The sequence below is a fragment of the uncultured Oscillibacter sp. genome (assembly GCF_950073225.1).
GTDB lineage: Bacteria > Bacillota > Clostridia > Oscillospirales > Oscillospiraceae > Oscillibacter.
Map to the genome: position 1 here is coordinate 40,014 of NZ_CATMPS010000013.1, position 15,607 is coordinate 55,620.

A 15,607-nucleotide genomic window follows, 5' to 3' on the forward strand; every position below is an offset into this window, starting at 1 on the left:
TACGCCAAAGGCCAGCCAAAGTCAAGCCCCAAATGTTAAGGAAACGCTGATTTAATCCCCCGAAATGATAAAAGATGTGATAAAATAAAGGAAAGGGGCGCTGGGTATGAAACAGGAAAGTTTTAGCGTTATGGAATGCAGATGCCGGAAAAAGAGAACGAAACGGGAAGAATTTCTGGAAATCATGGACGAGATCATCCCATGGGAGGAATGGGTATCGCTGGTCGTCCCCCACTATCCAACCGGGAAACGCGGCCGTCCGCCGATGGAGATAGAAACCATGCTGCGGATGTATCTGCTGCAATGCTGGTTCAGCTTATCCGATGAAGGAGTAGAGGACGCAATTTATGACAGCTATGCCATGCGCAAATTTATGGGGATCAACTTTTTCGAGCAGGATGTCCCGGACGCCACGACCCTGCTGCATTTTCGGCATCTGTTGGAGGAGAAGGGCATCGGCAAGCTGTTTTTTGACGCAATCAACCGCTGCCTGGAACGGGCTGGACGGATGATGCGGGGCGGCAGCATCGTAGACGCCACGCTGATCAGCGCACCCAGCTCTACAAAAAACGCGGAGAAAAACGGGATCCGGAGATGCACTCGGTGAAGAAGGGAAACCAATGGCATTTTGGTATGAAGTGCCACACCGGCGTGGATGCCGGGAGCGGCTTTGTCCACACAGTGGAGGCCACCGCCGCCAATGTCCACGACGTCACTGCAGCGGCAAGGCTTCTGCGGGAAGATGATAAGGCGGTCTACGGGGACAGCGCCTGCCTTGGGATAGAGAAACGGGAAGAAATCAAAAGCAATCCGCAGCTTTTTGCCATTGAATACCGCATCAACCGCAGGCCGGGCCGGTTCCCTATGCCCCGCCTAAGGTTTTTGCGTCCTTCGACCGGGCTGTGACTGGAAAAGCGAGGAATTCATCCCTCAATATGGTCCTTTATTGGACGTTTCCACTGCCTTCGTCTGTTTGCCTGGCTTTTACTTGCTTTAATCAGTGCTTCCTTAAAGACTGCTTTCCCAAACAGCGGAAGCCAGCAAAAATCAGCAGCCTGGAAGTGTTGAACGCAGAGCTGTACATCGTAGAAAACGGGAGCAAATGGAGGAGCTTGCCCAAAGAATACGGAGATTGGCATGTAATCTATGTCCGGGTAAACCGCTGGGCAAAAAAAGGAGTTCTGCAAGCAGTATTCCTGCATTTGCAGCAGTTGGGTATTATCCAGGTCCAAGTAAATGCGGTGAGCCTGGATTCCACCTGCATCTATGAAGGTGACGAAACGAGAGCCCTGGCTCTGGCGCTTGGGTATATGCCTGTTGTTCCACCGAAGAAGAACCGGAAAAATCCCTGGAGCTATGATGAGCAGTTGTACAAGCAACGCAATCAGGTCGAGAGGTTGTTTCGGCGTATCAAACGCTTTCGCCGCGTTTTCACCCGCTATGATAACTTGATGTTGTCTTTCTCTCCTCTGTCTGCTTCGCTCTGATTATTGACACTCTTATGTGAACAGAACCTACAAGACCCCGCACATCTGCAGGAAAGTGTTTGATGATGGCCGGGTGCTGTCCACTGCTTACAAGCGTCCCATGACCCGAAAGGGCGGACATCCCTGGTGGGCTTACGTCTATGATGAATACTACGGCTGCGTGATCTGTCCGGAATACCAGCCCCTGGCTTACCGCACCACCAACCGGGATGGTTACCGGGAATACGCAAGCGACCCGAAAATCTGCGCTCAGTGCCCAACCCGGCATTTATGTACCAAATCCGAAAACTGCGTAAAGACCGTCCTGCGGCACATCCGGAAGGACTGTGAAGAGCTGGCCGGCGATGCCAGGTACACCCCAGAATACAAAGGACTCTATGCCAGGCGCAAGGAAACCGTTGAACGGGTTTTTGCCGACGCAAAAGAAAAACACGCCATGCGCTACACGTTTTACCGTGGTCTGGCCCGGGTAGCCAACTGGGTGAGGCTTAAATTTGCTGCCATGAACCTCAAAAAGCTGGCGAGTTGGAAAGCCAGAAAGCGCTCTTCCCGTTCCCACCTCCACAACTGCCTTTATCTTTTATCCTTCAATATCTTTGCGGCCTGTCTGGATATTCTCCAAACAGGCCGCTTTTCTATAGCTTGTTTAGAACGCCACCTTCATGCACAGCGCCACCAGGCACAGGATAACGGCGCAGGGCACATAGACATACCGCCCGACGTGATACCACCAGGCGCCGGGGGCCTTCTCCGCGCCCTTGTCCACTTCGTCCATCAAATCCTCCCGGCGCATGATCCAGAACCAGCTCACCGCCCCCAGGGTGGCCCCGATGGGGATGATATAGATGGACACAATGTCCATCCAGGGGCCCCACTTGAAGATGGGCTCCATGTGCAGGCCGATTCCCAGGCACACCACGCACAGCAGGACCAGCATGGCCTTCCGGCTGAGCTTGGGGAATTTGTGGAGCAGGGATTCCCCCACCGCCTCGAACATGTTCTGGAGGGAGCTGACCCCGGCGAAGATCATGGCCACATACAAAATCACCGCGAACAGCCGCCCCAGGGGGATGTCCTGCAAAATCCGGGGCAGGGTGACAAAGAGCAGGGAGGGCCCCGCCCCGATATCCAGCCCGTAGGCAAAACAGGCGGGGATCATCACCAGGGCGGCCACCAGGGCGGCGATGGTGTCGAAGAGGGCCGTCCGTTTCGCCAGCTTCGCCACGTCCTCCGCCGTATCCAGATAGGCCCCGTAGACGATCATGCCGCTTCCGGTGATGGACAGGGAGAAGAAGGCCTGTCCCATGGCCCAGATCCACACCATGGGGTCCAGCAGCTCCTCCCACCGGGGGGAGAACATATAGCGGTAGCCCTCCGCCGCGCCGGGGAGGAAGGCCACCCGCACCGCCAGAATGAGAAAGATCAGGAAAAACAGGGGCATCATGACTTTGTTGCTCTTTTCGATGCTCTTGGCCCCCAGCAGAAGCGTCAGCAGCGTGCCCACCACCACGATGGCGTGGAAGGGAATGACGGAGTAGTCCGCCAGGGAGAAGCTCTCAAACCAGGCGGCAGTGTCCGCTGTCATCAGCTCCCCGGTGATGGAACCGGCGAAAGCCTTCAGCACGTAGGAGATGATAACCGCGTAGCCCAGGGCGATACACATGGACCCCGCCAGGGGCAGCCAGCCCAAAAGGCCCCCGGCCCTGCCCAGCTCCTTCTTCCGGGTGCCCCAGGCCATTTCATAGGCCCCCAGGGTGCCCGTCCGGGCCCGGCGGCCCACGGCGTACTCCGCCGCCAGGCCCACGGTGCCGAAGAGGGCGATGAAGATCAGGTAGGCGATGAGGAAGGCCCCGCCGCCGTTGCTGCCCATCTTGGCGGGGAAGCCCCACACGTTGGCCATACCCACGGCGGAGCCCACCGCCGAGAGGACAAAGCCCCACTGGCTGCTGAACTGGCGCTTCTTGTGATCGTGGCTCATGCCGTGCCCCCTTCCCGTTCCTCCTGGACCAGGGCCTCCAGCAGCTCCACCGCCGTGACGATCATGTTGTCGCAGTGGGCGGTGACGCCCAGGCGCTGGGAAGCGGGATTTTTGTCCGTTACGCCGGGCTTGGCCCGGAGGAGGTCCCCGCAGCGGGTGTGGCCGAAGACCTCGAAAAAGCGGCGGCGGTACTCCTTGGTGACGCGGTAGATGTTCCGCTTGGCCTCCTGGTCCCCCTGCTTGTCAAAGGGGAAGCAGAGGCTCAAAATCAGCGCGCCGCCGCTGACGGCGCCGCAGACCTCCTCGTGGCTGCCGCCCAGGCCGCCGCCGAAGCCGCCCAGGAGGGGCAGGACCTCCTCCGGCGTCCGGCCCGCCAAACCGGCGCAGGCCGCCGCCACGGACTGGGCGCAGTTCCAGCCCTCCTTGTGATATTGATACGCCATCGCGCAGCGATCCATAAAAATGTCTCCTCTCTGTCAAATTCATCTGCTTTGGCCCGAAGGGCCTGTACTTATGAGGGCATTATAACAAGCCTGGATGGAAATAGCAACCAGGAAAATTCCGGGCTTATTTTGAAGAATCCGGCCCCGTTTTCCCGTTTTGTTCTCAGCGGGCCTTTTGCCCGTACCTTTTTGAATAAGGAGCTGAGACGATGACGACGTTTTCCCTGAAGCTGACGGCGGTGGTTCTCATGACCCTGGACCACATCGGGCTGTACATTCCGGCGGCCCCGGCGTGGCTGCGCTGGCTGGGCCGGGGGGCCTATCCCCTGTTTCTCTTCTGCATGGTCCAGGGCTATGGCCATACCCGGAGCCGGAAGAGGTACCTTCTGCGGCTCTATTTGCTGAGCCTTTTCATGACGGCTCTGGGCCTGTTCCTGAATACCCGGTTCCTCCCGGAGGGGGGCTATGGAAACCACAACATTTTCCTGTCGCTGTTTCTGACGGGAGTTCTCATCAGCGCGGTGGAGCTGTACCAGCGGGACCGCAAGCGGGGCGGGCTGCTGCTGGGGGCCGTTGCCCTGGTCCAGGTTCTTTACGGGCTTCTCCCGTTCCTGCTGCCCTTCACCCGGAATTTCAGCGGGGACGTTCTCACCGGAGTGGTCCCGAACCTGGCGGTAAACGAGTTCGGCTTCGAGTTCATCGCCTTGGGGCTGGCCATGTACTTCCTCCGGGACCGCCGGGAGGCCCTGGCCGCCGTGTACCTGGTTTTCTGCATCTACCAATTCAGCGCCGAGGCGCTGTACGGCGTGTTCCCCGTCCAGTGGATGATGGTTCTGGCGCTGCCGCTGATGCTCCGTTACAACGGGGAGAGGGGCCGGGGCTGGAAATGGTTCTTTTATGTCTACTATCCCGCCCACACCTGCCTGCTGTTCCTGCTGGCCCGGGGCCTGGGATAACATAAAGCGGAGCGGCTCTGCCGCTCCGCTTTAAAAACTGCGCTTACCGCTCCTCGGCGGTGAAAAACACGAAGAAGGTGTCCCCTTCGCTGTCGTCGTCGAAGAGCTCCAGGTGGGAGATGGAGAAGTCCTTCTCGTCCGCGGGCACGTCGAAGACCAGGTCGCCGGTGCGGGTTTCGTTTACCGCCAGCTCGTACTCGGCGGGAAGCTGCTCTTCCGACACCACTTCCAGGTCGCTTCCGTCCTCGGCCTCAGTGATGGGCCAGGCGAATTCGTCCGTCTCGGAGCTGGCGGTCCACTGGCCCTGAAAATCGTCGTCGTACATGGGCAGGCTTTCGTTGAAGGTATTTTTAATGCTCATATTTACTACCAGCACCTTCATACCCTCCGGGGCTGTGTGACCATGGTAGTCGCCGGTGGTGTAGGCGCTGTTTACGGTAAAGTCCATGAAATAGGAATGTACCAGGTCGCCGGTGCGGGCCTCGGCGTAACCGTCCTCAGCCTGAACCTCGCCGCTTCCGGCGCTGCTGGAGCCGCCGCTGGAATCGGAGCCGCCGCCGGAATCGGAACCGCCGCAGGCGGCCAGAGTGAAAAGCAGCAGCAACGCTAGGGTCAGAGAAAGCAGTTTTTTCATCGCAGGATATCCCCCATTCTGTAGTCTTGGTTCTCTTTGCCGGAGGCGGGATTCCGCGCGGTTTGCATGGAAGCCAAACGCCTCCCGGCCTAAGGGAATGATACTACGGACCGCCATTCAAGTCAATATCCGTAACATAGAAATTGTCCGCCGCATAGGCTGGAGGGAGACGGCCTGGGAGGGATGAGGATGAGGCAGACGGTGTATATCTGGGGGACCCCGGAGCGGTTCGCCAATTACCGGCGCTGGGTGGAGTCCGCCGGGGGCCGGGCGGTGTTCGGGAAGGACGCCGGGGGCCGGGGAATCCGGTGGGACGCGCTGCTCCTCCCCGGCGGCGGGGACCTGGAGCCCTGGCGGTACGGGCGGGAGAATACTGCCTCCCGGGGGCTGGAGCCGGAGCGGGACGAGGCGGAGCTTCGGCTGCTCCAGGAGTTTACCGCCGCGGGGAAGCCGGTGCTGGGGGTCTGCCGGGGGCTCCAAACCATCAACGTCTTTTTCGGCGGAACCCTGGCCCAGGACATTCCCGGACACGGGGCCTGGGAGGGAGGCGACCGGCTCCACGGCGTGCGGAACGCCCCCGGGCTTGCTCTCTGGGGGGAGGGGCTGACGGTGAACAGCGCCCACCACCAGGCGGCGGACCGGCTGGGCAGCGGCCTGCGGGCCGTCCAGTGGGCGGAGGACGGCGTGGTGGAGGCCCTGCGCCATGAGCGCCTGCCGGTGTGGGCGGTCCAGTGGCACCCGGAGCGCCTGGGGGACCCGGTTCCGGGGCGGCGGCTGATGGAGGCCTTCTTAAATTTGGGCCGCTGAGAAAAAATTTCCGAAATTCGCGGGAAAACCGTCCAAGACCGCTTGACAGCCGGGGGCTTTCATGGTATGATATCCAAGCTGACGATTTCCAGGGAGGGCCGAAACCTCGCGGCCAAGACTTAAGCAGGTGTAGCACAATGGTCAGGGCACCAGCCTTCCAAGCTGGGGATGCGAGTTCGATTCTCGTCACCTGCTCCATCCAAAATTCGCGCCAGTAGCTCAGCCGGATAGAGCAACTGCCTTCTAAGCAGTAGGCCAGGGGTTCGAGTCCCTTCTGGCGTGCCAAGCTCTTCCCCTTCGTCCAGCGGTTTTCAGATGGTTGATATGTGGTGGGTGTAGCTCAGTTGGTTAGAGCACCGGATTGTGGTTCCGGGTGTCGTGGGTTCGAGTCCCATCTCCCACCCCACAAGAAGCAGGGGATCGGGGCTTTTCCCCGGTCCCCGTGCTTATTTCCTTCCTGCATGGGGACGTAGCCAAGCGGTAAGGCAAGGGACTTTGACTCCCTCATGCGCTGGTTCGAGTCCAGCCGTCCCTGCCAGCTCAGAAATTCCCCTTACCGCTCCGTTTCCGCCTGGCGGCGAAAACTGCGCCGGACGGGAAATTTCTTCGCTCCTTCAAGGGGGAGCGGGCTCCCCCTTGAGCAACCCCCACCCCTGCGGGGGGACGGGGGACGAGAGACGAGGGGAGCAGGGCAAAGGTAAGCGCAGCGAAATCGTGCGCGGCGTTCACCCCCGCAAAAATGGGGGCCCCCGCAAAATCGATAGATTTTGTGGGGAGAAGAGGAAGGAATGGAGCGGGCGCAGTCCTCGCCCCGCAGGGCGGGGACGGAGCAGAGCGGAATTTCTTCCGACGACGACCCGGTAGCTCAGTCGGCAGAGCAACTGCCTTTTAAGCAGTGGGTCCGGGGTTCGAATCCCCGCCGGGTCACCAGGGAAAATCCCTTGTAGTCATTGCGGCGCAATGGTTACAGGGGGTTTTCTTTTTGCGTGCTCTTGGAAAACGCGCTCCAAAATGGCCCCAAAAACCGATGTTTTTTTGATGCGTGCAAGTCAAGATGCAAGTCACCGCCGTTCGCCTAAGTAAGAATATCCACAACCGATTCCGTCTTACAGACCCGGCAGTACACCGCCAAATTTTCGGCCCTGGTTCCTGGGCGGAGCTTGAGGACCTTCCCCCGGCGGCGGGAGAGACTTTGCCGGTATTCGTTGGTAGAGCGGTAGAGACACAGGCCCAGCGGGACAGCATTGCCCGGAAAATGAAAAAAGCCCCTGACAAGAAGTCAGAGGCTTGACAGAAGGGCCGACACGGCCTATAATAAGCATAGAAAGGGCGCTGCCGGTAGACACGGTTGGCCCTAGCCTAAGTTACAGAAGTAACCGCCGGACTGTGGGCACAGGGGCGGTTACTTCTTTTTGTACGCCTGAATGAACAGACCGCAAATACCGATGATAACCAGGGAGTAAGCGAAAAGCTCACTGTATGTAACCATAGGGCAGCCCCCTTTCCAAAGATCAGGGGGCAAGAAGGTGCCCCCTGTCAAGGGGCCAACCGTCCGCCGTTACTGGCAGCGCTGAAAGATGATTCTTTCCTGCTGTCAGAATACCACGATTTTTCGCAGAAGGCAAGAACCGGGGAGTGGTCCCCGGTTCTTTGTTTGCTCCCCGAAATGGGGGACTTCTCTTTGTTCGCTCTTTGTCCGTTGGTCAAAAGGATTCAATCGTTGCCTCGGTCAGCCGCTCCCACGTCTTGGAGATGGAGGCAACAAAGCTCGGGTCTCCATTCTTCTCTCCAAGTCTGCGCCCGGAACAAACCCGGCAAGCCTCCAACAGACCGTCCCAGGTCTGGAGAACAACGCCCGGGTCTCTGTCCGCTGCCCGGCTGATATTCACCAGCCGCCACCGGGCCTCTGTGTCCTCCGCTTTGTCAGCGGCGGCTTTGGCATGCTGGCCCAGAATCCGCAGCATTGTATAATTTTCGGCATACCGTTCCGCAAGGGCTTCCAGTTCATCGACCCGCAGGATACCGGATTGCAGCAAGGTCATGCCGTTGGGGTCAATGTCCTCCGGGGCGGCGATGGTGTCCGCCTGGATCTCCGCCCGCAGCTTTGCCGTCAGTTCGTCCCGGACTTCATCAAAGGCGGGCCAAATCCCCTCTGCTGTGCGCTCAAAGACAATTTCAGCTTTGCGAAGGGCCGTCGCACATTCGGCCCGGTGGATGTGCGTCTCCCCGGAAATATTCATCCTTCTCGTTTTTGGCGTCTTCAACCCGTTTTTCCGCCGCTTTTACGGCGTCATAGACTTCCATGTACTTCTCTCGCGCGGCCTTAAAGGCCGTATCCAGTTTTTGGGCATATTGTGCATACTTGCTCATGGTTTTCGATCTCCTTCTATGATAATTTCTTGTGTGGAAAAACGCCGTTTCTTACGTCCTTGAAAGCATTTTTTGAACATCCGGACGGCTTACAATATGTTTTAGCATGGACAACGCCGCTTCAAGTTTGGCCTGAGTGGCGGGGCGCTGGTATGCGGCGATGATCTCGGAGACGTTGAGATCCAAGTCTCCCATATCCATTTGTTCAAAAGGCGGCATGGGTTCTGCAATGCAGTCCTTGACAAAGCTGTATTGTTCTTGCCGGGCCTCCCTACGGGTGATTTCGCCGGCCTTGACCATCCGGTCAAGGCCCCGAATCGTGTCGATCCGCTCATCCATTTCCAGTGTCCGGGCAGGTAGCGTACAGGTTTCACCGTTGACGATGATAAAATACTTCATTAAAATTGCCTCCTATTTTTATTTAAACTCCGGGCCCAATTCGCCGGTTCTCAATGTCTATAACGGGTTTTAGCACCCGTCCAAGCTGGGCCAAGTCTCCAGTGAAATTGATCGTGATAGTCTGCTGGGTCGGCTGTTGCACGGGCTGGCGATGATCCGCGCCGCCGCCGGAATGGGCCATAGGCGGCGCGGAGTACCCCGCCGCCGGGGCCATGTTCGCCGTTGCCAGGGCCATGCGTGCCTCCACATTTGGAATTGCGCTCTCCAGGGCCCGGACAGTTGCCGCGCGGGAGAAGGTTCCCGCCGTGATGCTGGCCCCTTCGCCGTTGTTGCCGTCGGTTTCGTTGTCTGCAAATGCTGCCATGCGGGCGCGGGGGCGGGGAGATCGTGGGCTTACAGGAGATGGGCTTTTGCTTGGCCCGCCTGTTTTGTCTTTTCCGTTACTCAGGGCAGAGAAGAACCGCTTGACAGCATCAATACCTTTTTCAATAAACCCGATCACCGCGTCAATGACGTTCTCCACAGTCTCTTTGACCTTATCCCAATTTAGGATTAGCAAAAGCAGAGCCGCACTGATTGCCCCAATCGCAAGAAGCATAGGGTTGCTTGTAAACAGACTAAAAACGCCAGATGCCGCGGTTTTTACCGCATCCAAATTTTTTGTAACCGCTCCTACAGCTCCAGAAACTGACGAAATTGCACTTGCTACAGGGCTTATTGCCGCCACAATACCAATCAGGGCCACAATGGCCCCCTGTTGGCCGTCGGAAAGGTCGTTAAACCAATCTAGGAATGACCCTGCAAGTTCTGTGACGGTCGTCATTAATGGCTGCATTTCTTCCCCGAGCTCTGCGAGAGATTCCTTAAACTCAAACGATGCGTCTTTGTTTTTTACAAGAGCCTCGTTATTCTCAACCCATGCGTTGTATACGCCCGCAAGCCCTTCATTTTGCAAGGTATCAAGCGCGAAGTGAAGCTTATCCGCCGTTCCGGGGACCTGGGACAGCTGGTTATTAAATTCATCTGTGTTGATGCCTAGCCGGGTCAGAATATCCGCCGTTTCGATCAGCTTTAGCCCGCTGGTGAGAATAGCGCGGGCCGCGCCTATACGGGCCTGTGCGTCCTCTCCACGGTCCTCGGTGATCTCGCGCAGCGTGGAGAGGGCCGGGGAAAGAGATTGCTTCGCCTGTTTTGCCGCATCCATCACCACGTCTTCCAGGGCACTTTGATATTCCTCTCGAAAGGCCGGGTCACTCAAATAGTTTTGTACGGTCCTGACGGTGACGCCCGCTGCCTCCGCCGCTGCCGCCTTGCTCGGAGAGGTCAACAGCGCCGCCAAGACCCGTTTTTGCCGTTCCGTCATTCGCTACTTCCTTTCCCACATTTTCTTGATTTTTCCGGTCCGCCGCCTCATACAATGCCAGCCAATCCTCCAGCGCCATAGTCGCCCTCCAGGTCTCCCGGTTGCGCCGATGGAAGACAACGGGAAGCCCGTCCCCGAACTTCACAGAATCCGCCGCCGCCTGGGCCAGCGCCGCCGACAGGTTGACGTTCTCCCGGCGCTTGATCTCCGCATGGATACCGCGAATCCCGGTTATGTCCGGCGTTTCTCCGAAAGAAACCGGCTTCCCCGGCTCCGCTGGTATCCCTTGGGCCCGAAGAAGGCGGACAAGCTCCAGCTCGGCGGCGCGGCCCTTTCTCTGCGATGATCTTCCACTCACGGCCCGGCCTCCTTCACTCTATCTTCTCTATACAGCCACTCCCGGCGAATCAATGCCGCCGCTTTCTTCAGGCCGGGAACGCACTCGGGGTGGTCCTTTTCCATGCCAGCTTGCACCGCTCGTATTCTCCGAATGGCCCTCTTGAAAGCGCCGCGGCTGTTCCCTTCCGGCACGGGTATATCTTCAACCCCCATCATGGCGGGAATGATAGCAGCCATAGCTAGATATCCGTCATGATCGGTCCGCTGTAATTCTAATAGCCCGCTTACAATCCTTTGTTTATCACTCACTTGACAGGCCTCCCATCTTCGATTATACTGGAGGTGGAAACAGTGGTCAAATTCTGTTCCGCCCCGCCCTCGCCAGTGTTCGCAGCATCGGCGGGGGCCTCTTTCACTTCTGCCCGCCGGACAATTCCGGCAATCTCGCTCACGATCTCCCGGTCAGTCCGGCCCGTGAAGAGCTCCGGGAAAACAGCTCTTGCCTCGGTGCAGACCTGGGATATCGTGCAGTCGCAGCTCTCCCCGGGGTCCAGGTGCGCCCCGCAATGGGGGCAGGTCTTGTAAAAACTCATTCGTCCAGGTCCTCCTTCAAGCCCTGAATCTCGCTCAGGGTGTCCCGCAGTCGCCCCAGGTTCTCCAGGGTCACGTCGGGGTTGTCCAGCAGATCGTCCAGGGCTTCCCGCAAGCCCTGAATCTCGCTCAGGGTGTCCTTGATCCTCTCCAGCAGCCCCAAATTTTTCTCGTTCATGGTAATTCTCCTTTTCTTGTCATGACTTTTGACACAACTCCTGACAGGTCAAAGCCTTGCCCTGCAATGGATTGAGACCATTGTCAGGAGGTCAGGAGTTTTTTGCAAACTCGCATATATTGTGTTTTATGTATGCCGCTTATAAAATCTACAAACTTTAATAAAAACTCCTGACCTCCTGACAGATAACGTGTAATCGTTGCGCCGCAATGGTTTGAAGTGTCAGGAGTTCTTTTTTCAATGCCTGACACTCATGACGGCTTAGGAACAAAGCACTGACCAGTACTGCATTTTCCTCTCTCCCCGAAATAGGGATGCCGGATTGAATCATTACTGACGCCCGCCTGACGACAGACTTCCTTGGTAAAGCGAATACGGGTAGTGATGTTGCGGTGTCCGTTGTCCTCACACCAGACACGGAAGTCGTTATAAACTTTCTCCGTCGGCTCACCGACAACGTCTCCGTACTCCAGCAGAAAGCCCAGCACAGGGTTACATTCGATCTCATACTCCGACATAGCCTGTTGCACACACAGAGGCCGGGTAAAGTCCCCGTGCGCTCTCAGCCGCTCCAGACCCTCCATCGCAAGCCGGGTCAAATAGGTCATTTCCTCCGAGGACCACTGCTTGTCCTTCAAACCAGGGTCACGGCTCCTGGTGGAGGAAAAGTCGGCGGTCATGGGCACTAGCAATATCCGGCTGAAAAAGGCGCTGCTCTTGTCGCTGACCGGCGGCAGCTCGTTCAGAGCAAAGAAGAACTTCGCGTAAGATCGGAAGGATACCGGGTCCTGGCCCTTCTTCTCCCCGAGGACGGTTTCCCCTGTCACCAACTTCTTGAACAGGGAGCTGTCCGGCAGATACGCGCCGCTGATGTCGTCTCCGATGTTGACGGCCTTGCCGTAAACCTCCATCAGGCGGAAGCGCTCCGCCGTATCTTGGAGGCTCAGGAAGGAGGCGTTTTCAGCCCCTACCAGCTGCCGCAGCATATTCAGCAAGGTAGATTTGCCGTTGCTGCCGGAGGGCCCGTACAGCGCCACAGCACCCCGGTAACTATTCAGCAGGTGGAAACAGTTCCCAAAGGATTCCAGCAGGAGCTTGACCACTTCGCCGTCCCCGTTGGCAATGGCATTCAGCGTGTCGGTGACGGCGGGGCACTCCGGGGCCGCCGGGTCGTAGTCCCAGGGAAACCGGTTCAGGAAAACCAGGTCCTTGGAGTAGTCCAGGAACTCCCCGGTTTTCAGGTCGTACACCCGATGCCGGAAGGGGATCAGGTTTGGCGGGGACAGCTCCTTGATCGGCGTACGGTGGCACACCTTTATGTACTTGAACGTCTCCCGCCTCTTGGCGTCGGTCAAGCTGGGCAGCAAGTCCACCATTGCGCCGTGCAGCGCGTCCTCTCCGGGGCGGTAGACGCCGCCGTCGTAGATATGGACGCTTCCATTTATCTTGCAGCAACCGTAGGTCTCGGTCAGGTAGTCCCCCAGGACATTATGTAGGAAGCGTCCCTTCTCGTCGAAGAACTCAGGCAGGATCTCCTTGACCGCCTCCTGGGGCTCTGTCAGGGGCCGTCCGCTGTCGACCAAACGGCGGGCACTTGCGGCAATCTCCGCCAGCGTGAGGCCCTGCCCCTGTAGGCGTGTGACCTCCTCGGAGGACATCCCGTTTTCGTACAGAAAGGACAGATCATCCATTGCAGGACTGCCCCTCCCCTCCCAGGCCGAACAGCCGCCGTTCGTAGTCAAGAATGTCCTCCTTGCGGAACCGCCAGCTTTGCCCGATCTTGGCCCCCCGGAGGACGCCCTCCCGGGCCATGCGGGCCACGGCCTCGGGGTTCACCCGGAGATACAGCCCCACGTCACAACAGTCGCAGTATGCGGGCAATTCGTCAACGGAGTAGATCACCCGGCGGGGCTTGTTAGTTCGTCTCGGTGTGTACACAGGTCTAACCTCCCTCCTCCAATAGCTCCGCCGGGTCCACGTTCAGGGCTTTTGCGATGCGCCCCAGGGTTGCGGGCCGGACGCCTTTCCCAACAACGGCGTTTTGCACCGTGGGCCGGGGGAGACCGGCAGCGGCGGGAAGGTCCCTGCTTTCCATACAGGCCCGCGCCATTGCCAGCTCCAATTTTCTACGGTCAACTTTCATTTGATTTTCACCGCCTTCGTTCGATTGTATTTTTACTATAGCACACTCAGACGATTGTGTCAATGGGCTAACTGGAATTTTTATATTCGATTGATTGCTTTTTCTGCTTAGGTATGGTATAGTGATTGCGGGGGGATGCAAATGACCATAGGACAGCGTATAAAAGAAGCCCGAAAGAACACCGGACTTACGCAACGGGAGCTTGCTGAAAGGTCTGGAACCGCAACAGGCACAATACAACAGTATGAACTCGGGAAGCGTCAGCCACGAATTGAACAACTCCAGCGCATAGCCTCTGCCCTGGACGTAGATGTCAATTGGCTGATGAACGGACGTACACTAGAAGGCCGAGACAAAGCGTGGAGGGACTACGTTGCCCGACGATTTGAGGAAGCCCTTAGACAAGAAGCCAAAGACGATGAAAATTTTATAAATGCCATCAAACCACATTTAGCCCCACTAGACCCCTTGACTGACGAAGAATCGGCATTAAAAATTCTCCTAAACTCTATGGGATACGACATTATGAAAACCGGAGGGAACTATTTCTTCACATATGAAAATGGCGGTTCTGAAATTTCAAAGGATGATTTGAACGAGTTGCTAAGCTGTGCGCAGAATGGCTTGAAGATTGCTGCAAAAACTTTGGAGCTAAAGTTGATGCAGGAAGCCTTTGGCCCCTGCGCCCCCGAAGAAATGGTCTTCCCACCACCCGCAGAGTCCCCACAAACGCCCCCAGAGCCGCCCCCCAGCACCGCCAGAGGGTAAGGATACCCCCGCCGCCCAGGACGCGCCAGAGGGGCCGGAGAAGGGCAAATAGAAGGGTGTCAGTTGAAATGACGCCCTAAGCCTAATTTAGAGTTAGGGTTCTTGGGTGGCGTTTCACCACCCCGGCCCCTGCCTCAAATTTGAGGCACCCATAAAGGGGCCGCGAATCCACAGCTCCTTCGGAACCAAATCCCGTCCTCAAGGGTGGGGTATTTTCCATACCCCATCATACAAAAAACAATTTGGCTATTTTCGCCAAATTGTTTTGATGGTTTGCTTGAAAATAAGCATACCCTTCCCCGGTTAAGGGTTCGTCCGTTTTCCGGACGAAGGGGCGGAAAATTTGCAGCTCCCTAATGGGTCCAATTTTGGACCGGCTGAAAAGAGAGATCAATTTTGAGCTCGCTTGATAACCCTGTCAAATGAGTTATTTCAGAAATTTCTGAAATAACCAGCTGAGATTCTAGCCCGTTGCAGGAAGTCGCAACGCCCGTCAAAAATGGCGCTCGTTTGATAACCCTGTCAAATGAGCTCAATTTTGAGCCGATCTACTGCCCCCAAAATTGGGGTCTCCTCAAAATTGAGGAGATTGCACGCCAAATCCGGCGAACAAAAAGCCCCAGGCCGGAGGCCCAGGGCAGGAAAGGAACCGTCTCAATGGAAGTCAGATATGCGAAATCCACCGTAAAGGCGTTGGAGAGCCTGGACCGGCCTACCAAAGCCCGCATACGGGCCGGAATCCACGGGCTGACACAAAAGCCGCCCCTGGGTGATATCAAGGCTATGCAGGGGTACCATGACGGGCGCTTCCGGCTCCGTGTGGGGAAATATAGAATCGTTTACAGATATGGGATGGAAAGTCAGCTGGAAATCCTGTATATCATGGATATAGGAAGCCGGGGAGACATCTACAAGAAGTAAGGAGGGCTTAAGTATGGCGCCAATCGCACAGCAAATCGCACAGATGGTCAATATCCTGCCGGAAGCGGACCAAGCGCTTGCCCTGGAGCTGGTGAAAAAGCTGGTCCTGGCCTGGGACCCTGATTACACGAAGGCCACGCCCGCGGAGCACGCCGCTATGGAGCTCGCCGCCCGTGAATTGGAAGCCGGGGAGTACGTGGCCGAAAACGCCATCAATTGGGACTGAGCAC

Annotated in this window: 20 protein-coding genes, 5 tRNA genes and 2 pseudogenes; 14 read left to right on the top strand and 13 right to left on the bottom strand. The window is 57.4% G+C overall.

The window, feature by feature from the left end; all coding sequences use genetic code 11:
• Nucleotides 1-106: 106 nt before the first annotated feature.
• From Q1M04_RS08345 to Q1M04_RS08360, 4 genes and pseudogenes are all read left to right on the top strand, one after another.
• Entirely contained in the window at nucleotides 107-607 is a 501-nt protein-coding gene (locus Q1M04_RS08345) for an IS5 family transposase (RefSeq protein WP_300447234.1), read from the top strand.
• Nucleotides 604-906 carry a transposase gene (locus Q1M04_RS08350; protein WP_300447238.1) on the top strand — a complete coding sequence of 101 codons (303 nt, stop codon included), beginning with the start codon at nucleotides 604-606 and terminating at the stop codon, nucleotides 904-906. The genes Q1M04_RS08345 and Q1M04_RS08350 overlap by 4 nt, the downstream gene beginning before the upstream one ends.
• A 71-nt stretch (nucleotides 907-977) precedes the next feature.
• Nucleotides 978-1,507 (top strand): annotated as a pseudogene (locus Q1M04_RS08355) (transposase).
• Nucleotides 1,508-1,587: 80 nt separating this feature from the next.
• A pseudogene (locus tag Q1M04_RS08360) lies at nucleotides 1,588-1,947 on the top strand (transposase); the annotation flags it as partial.
• 186 nt (nucleotides 1,948-2,133) lie between these two features.
• Here Q1M04_RS08360 and Q1M04_RS08365 read toward each other — a convergent pair.
• Both Q1M04_RS08365 and Q1M04_RS08370 read right to left on the bottom strand, forming a co-directional pair.
• Complete coding sequence (locus Q1M04_RS08365) at nucleotides 2,134-3,465, bottom strand: sodium-dependent transporter (protein ID WP_300347087.1); 1,332 nt, start codon at nucleotides 3,463-3,465, stop codon at nucleotides 2,134-2,136.
• On the bottom strand, nucleotides 3,462-3,923 hold the full coding sequence (locus Q1M04_RS08370) for a C-GCAxxG-C-C family protein (protein ID WP_300347084.1): 462 nt from the start codon (nucleotides 3,921-3,923) through the stop codon (nucleotides 3,462-3,464). The genes Q1M04_RS08365 and Q1M04_RS08370 overlap by 4 nt, the downstream gene beginning before the upstream one ends.
• 194 nt (nucleotides 3,924-4,117) lie before the next feature.
• Here Q1M04_RS08370 and Q1M04_RS08375 point away from each other — a divergent pair, with 194 nt between their 5' ends.
• Nucleotides 4,118-4,864, top strand: coding sequence for a TraX family protein (locus tag Q1M04_RS08375; protein ID WP_300347082.1), 747 nt, complete (start codon nucleotides 4,118-4,120; stop codon nucleotides 4,862-4,864).
• 43 nt (nucleotides 4,865-4,907) lie between these two features.
• On the opposite strand, the gene Q1M04_RS08380 is transcribed toward Q1M04_RS08375, so the two are convergent.
• Entirely contained in the window at nucleotides 4,908-5,498 is a 591-nt protein-coding gene (locus tag Q1M04_RS08380; RefSeq protein WP_300347079.1) for a DUF4352 domain-containing protein, read from the bottom strand.
• Nucleotides 5,499-5,687: 189 nt separating this feature from the next.
• On the opposite strand from Q1M04_RS08380, the gene Q1M04_RS08385 reads away from it, so the two are divergent.
• The 6 genes from Q1M04_RS08385 to Q1M04_RS08410 all read left to right on the top strand — a co-directional run bounded on the left by Q1M04_RS08385 (nucleotide 5,688) and on the right by Q1M04_RS08410 (nucleotide 7,235).
• Nucleotides 5,688-6,305: a gamma-glutamyl-gamma-aminobutyrate hydrolase family protein gene (locus Q1M04_RS08385; RefSeq protein ID WP_293281032.1), complete on the top strand. Its 618-nt coding sequence runs from the start codon at nucleotides 5,688-5,690 to the stop codon at nucleotides 6,303-6,305.
• 123 nt (nucleotides 6,306-6,428) lie between these two features.
• Nucleotides 6,429-6,503: transfer RNA gene (locus Q1M04_RS08390), tRNA-Gly, on the top strand.
• Between the two features lie 10 nt (nucleotides 6,504-6,513).
• A tRNA-Arg gene (locus Q1M04_RS08395) sits at nucleotides 6,514-6,590 on the top strand.
• 44 nt (nucleotides 6,591-6,634) lie between these two features.
• Nucleotides 6,635-6,711, top strand: a tRNA-His gene (locus Q1M04_RS08400).
• A 57-nt stretch (nucleotides 6,712-6,768) separates the two neighbouring features.
• Nucleotides 6,769-6,843: transfer RNA gene (locus tag Q1M04_RS08405), tRNA-Gln, on the top strand.
• A gap of 316 nt (nucleotides 6,844-7,159) precedes the next feature.
• Nucleotides 7,160-7,235 (top strand) — tRNA-Lys (locus tag Q1M04_RS08410).
• Nucleotides 7,236-8,008: 773 nt separating this feature from the next.
• Here the strand turns inward: Q1M04_RS08410 and Q1M04_RS08415 are convergent.
• From Q1M04_RS08415 to Q1M04_RS08460, 10 genes are all read right to left on the bottom strand, one after another.
• Nucleotides 8,009-8,545 carry a hypothetical protein gene (locus Q1M04_RS08415; RefSeq protein WP_300347074.1) on the bottom strand — a complete coding sequence of 179 codons (537 nt, stop codon included), beginning with the start codon at nucleotides 8,543-8,545 and terminating at the stop codon, nucleotides 8,009-8,011.
• Nucleotides 8,546-8,726: 181 nt separating this feature from the next.
• Nucleotides 8,727-9,074 carry a hypothetical protein gene (locus Q1M04_RS08420; RefSeq protein ID WP_300347068.1) on the bottom strand — a complete coding sequence of 116 codons (348 nt, stop codon included), beginning with the start codon at nucleotides 9,072-9,074 and terminating at the stop codon, nucleotides 8,727-8,729.
• Nucleotides 9,075-9,096: 22 nt separating this feature from the next.
• Nucleotides 9,097-10,437 (bottom strand): hypothetical protein, encoded by a 1,341-nt coding sequence (locus Q1M04_RS08425; protein ID WP_300347065.1) that lies wholly within the window; start codon nucleotides 10,435-10,437, stop codon nucleotides 9,097-9,099.
• The gene (locus tag Q1M04_RS08430; protein ID WP_300347062.1) at nucleotides 10,325-10,795 is read right to left on the bottom strand and encodes a hypothetical protein; all 471 of its coding nucleotides are present in this window, start codon (nucleotides 10,793-10,795) and stop codon (nucleotides 10,325-10,327) included. Before Q1M04_RS08430 ends, Q1M04_RS08425 begins: the two co-directional genes overlap by 113 nt.
• A complete protein-coding gene (locus Q1M04_RS08435) occupies nucleotides 10,792-11,085 on the bottom strand; it encodes a hypothetical protein (protein WP_300347058.1) in 294 nt (97 codons plus the stop codon). Before Q1M04_RS08435 ends, Q1M04_RS08430 begins: the two co-directional genes overlap by 4 nt.
• Nucleotides 11,082-11,369 carry a hypothetical protein gene (locus tag Q1M04_RS08440; protein WP_300347055.1) on the bottom strand — a complete coding sequence of 96 codons (288 nt, stop codon included), beginning with the start codon at nucleotides 11,367-11,369 and terminating at the stop codon, nucleotides 11,082-11,084. Before Q1M04_RS08440 ends, Q1M04_RS08435 begins: the two co-directional genes overlap by 4 nt.
• Nucleotides 11,366-11,545: a hypothetical protein gene (locus Q1M04_RS08445; protein ID WP_300347052.1), complete on the bottom strand. Its 180-nt coding sequence runs from the start codon at nucleotides 11,543-11,545 to the stop codon at nucleotides 11,366-11,368. The genes Q1M04_RS08440 and Q1M04_RS08445 overlap by 4 nt, the downstream gene beginning before the upstream one ends.
• Before the next feature lie 251 nt (nucleotides 11,546-11,796).
• Nucleotides 11,797-13,236 (bottom strand): phage/plasmid primase, P4 family, encoded by a 1,440-nt coding sequence (locus tag Q1M04_RS08450; protein WP_300347049.1) that lies wholly within the window; start codon nucleotides 13,234-13,236, stop codon nucleotides 11,797-11,799.
• On the bottom strand, nucleotides 13,229-13,483 hold the full coding sequence (locus Q1M04_RS08455; RefSeq protein ID WP_300347046.1) for a helix-turn-helix domain-containing protein: 255 nt from the start codon (nucleotides 13,481-13,483) through the stop codon (nucleotides 13,229-13,231). The genes Q1M04_RS08450 and Q1M04_RS08455 overlap by 8 nt, the downstream gene beginning before the upstream one ends.
• Before the next feature lie 4 nt (nucleotides 13,484-13,487).
• On the bottom strand, nucleotides 13,488-13,688 hold the full coding sequence (locus Q1M04_RS08460) for a helix-turn-helix transcriptional regulator (RefSeq protein WP_300347043.1): 201 nt from the start codon (nucleotides 13,686-13,688) through the stop codon (nucleotides 13,488-13,490).
• A 141-nt stretch (nucleotides 13,689-13,829) separates the two neighbouring features.
• Between Q1M04_RS08460 and Q1M04_RS08465 the strand changes: the two genes are divergently transcribed.
• From Q1M04_RS08465 to Q1M04_RS08475, 3 genes are all read left to right on the top strand, one after another.
• Nucleotides 13,830-14,456, top strand: a complete 627-nt coding sequence (locus Q1M04_RS08465) for a helix-turn-helix domain-containing protein (RefSeq protein ID WP_300347040.1) — start codon at nucleotides 13,830-13,832, stop codon at nucleotides 14,454-14,456.
• Nucleotides 14,457-15,113: 657 nt separating this feature from the next.
• A complete protein-coding gene (locus Q1M04_RS08470; protein ID WP_300347037.1) occupies nucleotides 15,114-15,377 on the top strand; it encodes a type II toxin-antitoxin system RelE/ParE family toxin in 264 nt (87 codons plus the stop codon).
• Between the two features lie 13 nt (nucleotides 15,378-15,390).
• On the top strand, nucleotides 15,391-15,603 hold the full coding sequence (locus tag Q1M04_RS08475) for a hypothetical protein (protein WP_297301467.1): 213 nt from the start codon (nucleotides 15,391-15,393) through the stop codon (nucleotides 15,601-15,603).
• Nucleotides 15,604-15,607: the final 4 nt, after the last annotated feature.

What these genes read in the sequence shown, in the direction of transcription:
- Q1M04_RS08365 (WP_300347087.1), bottom strand. Translation starts at nt 3,465, where the DNA reads ATGAGCCACGATCACAAGAAGCGCCAGTTCAGCAGCCAGTGGGGCTTT.
- Q1M04_RS08375 (WP_300347082.1), top strand. Translation starts at nt 4,118, where the DNA reads ATGACGACGTTTTCCCTGAAGCTGACGGCGGTGGTTCTCATGACCCTG.
- Q1M04_RS08475 (WP_297301467.1), top strand. Translation starts at nt 15,391, where the DNA reads ATGGCGCCAATCGCACAGCAAATCGCACAGATGGTCAATATCCTGCCG.
- Q1M04_RS08470 (WP_300347037.1), top strand. Translation starts at nt 15,114, where the DNA reads ATGGAAGTCAGATATGCGAAATCCACCGTAAAGGCGTTGGAGAGCCTG.
- Q1M04_RS08460 (WP_300347043.1), bottom strand. Translation starts at nt 13,688, where the DNA reads ATGAAAGTTGACCGTAGAAAATTGGAGCTGGCAATGGCGCGGGCCTGT.
- Q1M04_RS08425 (WP_300347065.1), bottom strand. Translation starts at nt 10,437, where the DNA reads ATGACGGAACGGCAAAAACGGGTCTTGGCGGCGCTGTTGACCTCTCCG.
- Q1M04_RS08420 (WP_300347068.1), bottom strand. Translation starts at nt 9,074, where the DNA reads ATGAAGTATTTTATCATCGTCAACGGTGAAACCTGTACGCTACCTGCC.
- Q1M04_RS08440 (WP_300347055.1), bottom strand. Translation starts at nt 11,369, where the DNA reads ATGAGTTTTTACAAGACCTGCCCCCATTGCGGGGCGCACCTGGACCCC.
- Q1M04_RS08385 (WP_293281032.1), top strand. Translation starts at nt 5,688, where the DNA reads ATGAGGCAGACGGTGTATATCTGGGGGACCCCGGAGCGGTTCGCCAAT.
- Q1M04_RS08380 (WP_300347079.1), bottom strand. Translation starts at nt 5,498, where the DNA reads ATGAAAAAACTGCTTTCTCTGACCCTAGCGTTGCTGCTGCTTTTCACT.
- Q1M04_RS08415 (WP_300347074.1), bottom strand. Translation starts at nt 8,545, where the DNA reads ATGAATATTTCCGGGGAGACGCACATCCACCGGGCCGAATGTGCGACG.
- Q1M04_RS08445 (WP_300347052.1), bottom strand. Translation starts at nt 11,545, where the DNA reads ATGAACGAGAAAAATTTGGGGCTGCTGGAGAGGATCAAGGACACCCTG.
- Q1M04_RS08370 (WP_300347084.1), bottom strand. Translation starts at nt 3,923, where the DNA reads ATGGATCGCTGCGCGATGGCGTATCAATATCACAAGGAGGGCTGGAAC.
- Q1M04_RS08465 (WP_300347040.1), top strand. Translation starts at nt 13,830, where the DNA reads ATGACCATAGGACAGCGTATAAAAGAAGCCCGAAAGAACACCGGACTT.
- Q1M04_RS08345 (WP_300447234.1), top strand. Translation starts at nt 107, where the DNA reads ATGAAACAGGAAAGTTTTAGCGTTATGGAATGCAGATGCCGGAAAAAG.
- Q1M04_RS08450 (WP_300347049.1), bottom strand. Translation starts at nt 13,236, where the DNA reads ATGGATGATCTGTCCTTTCTGTACGAAAACGGGATGTCCTCCGAGGAG.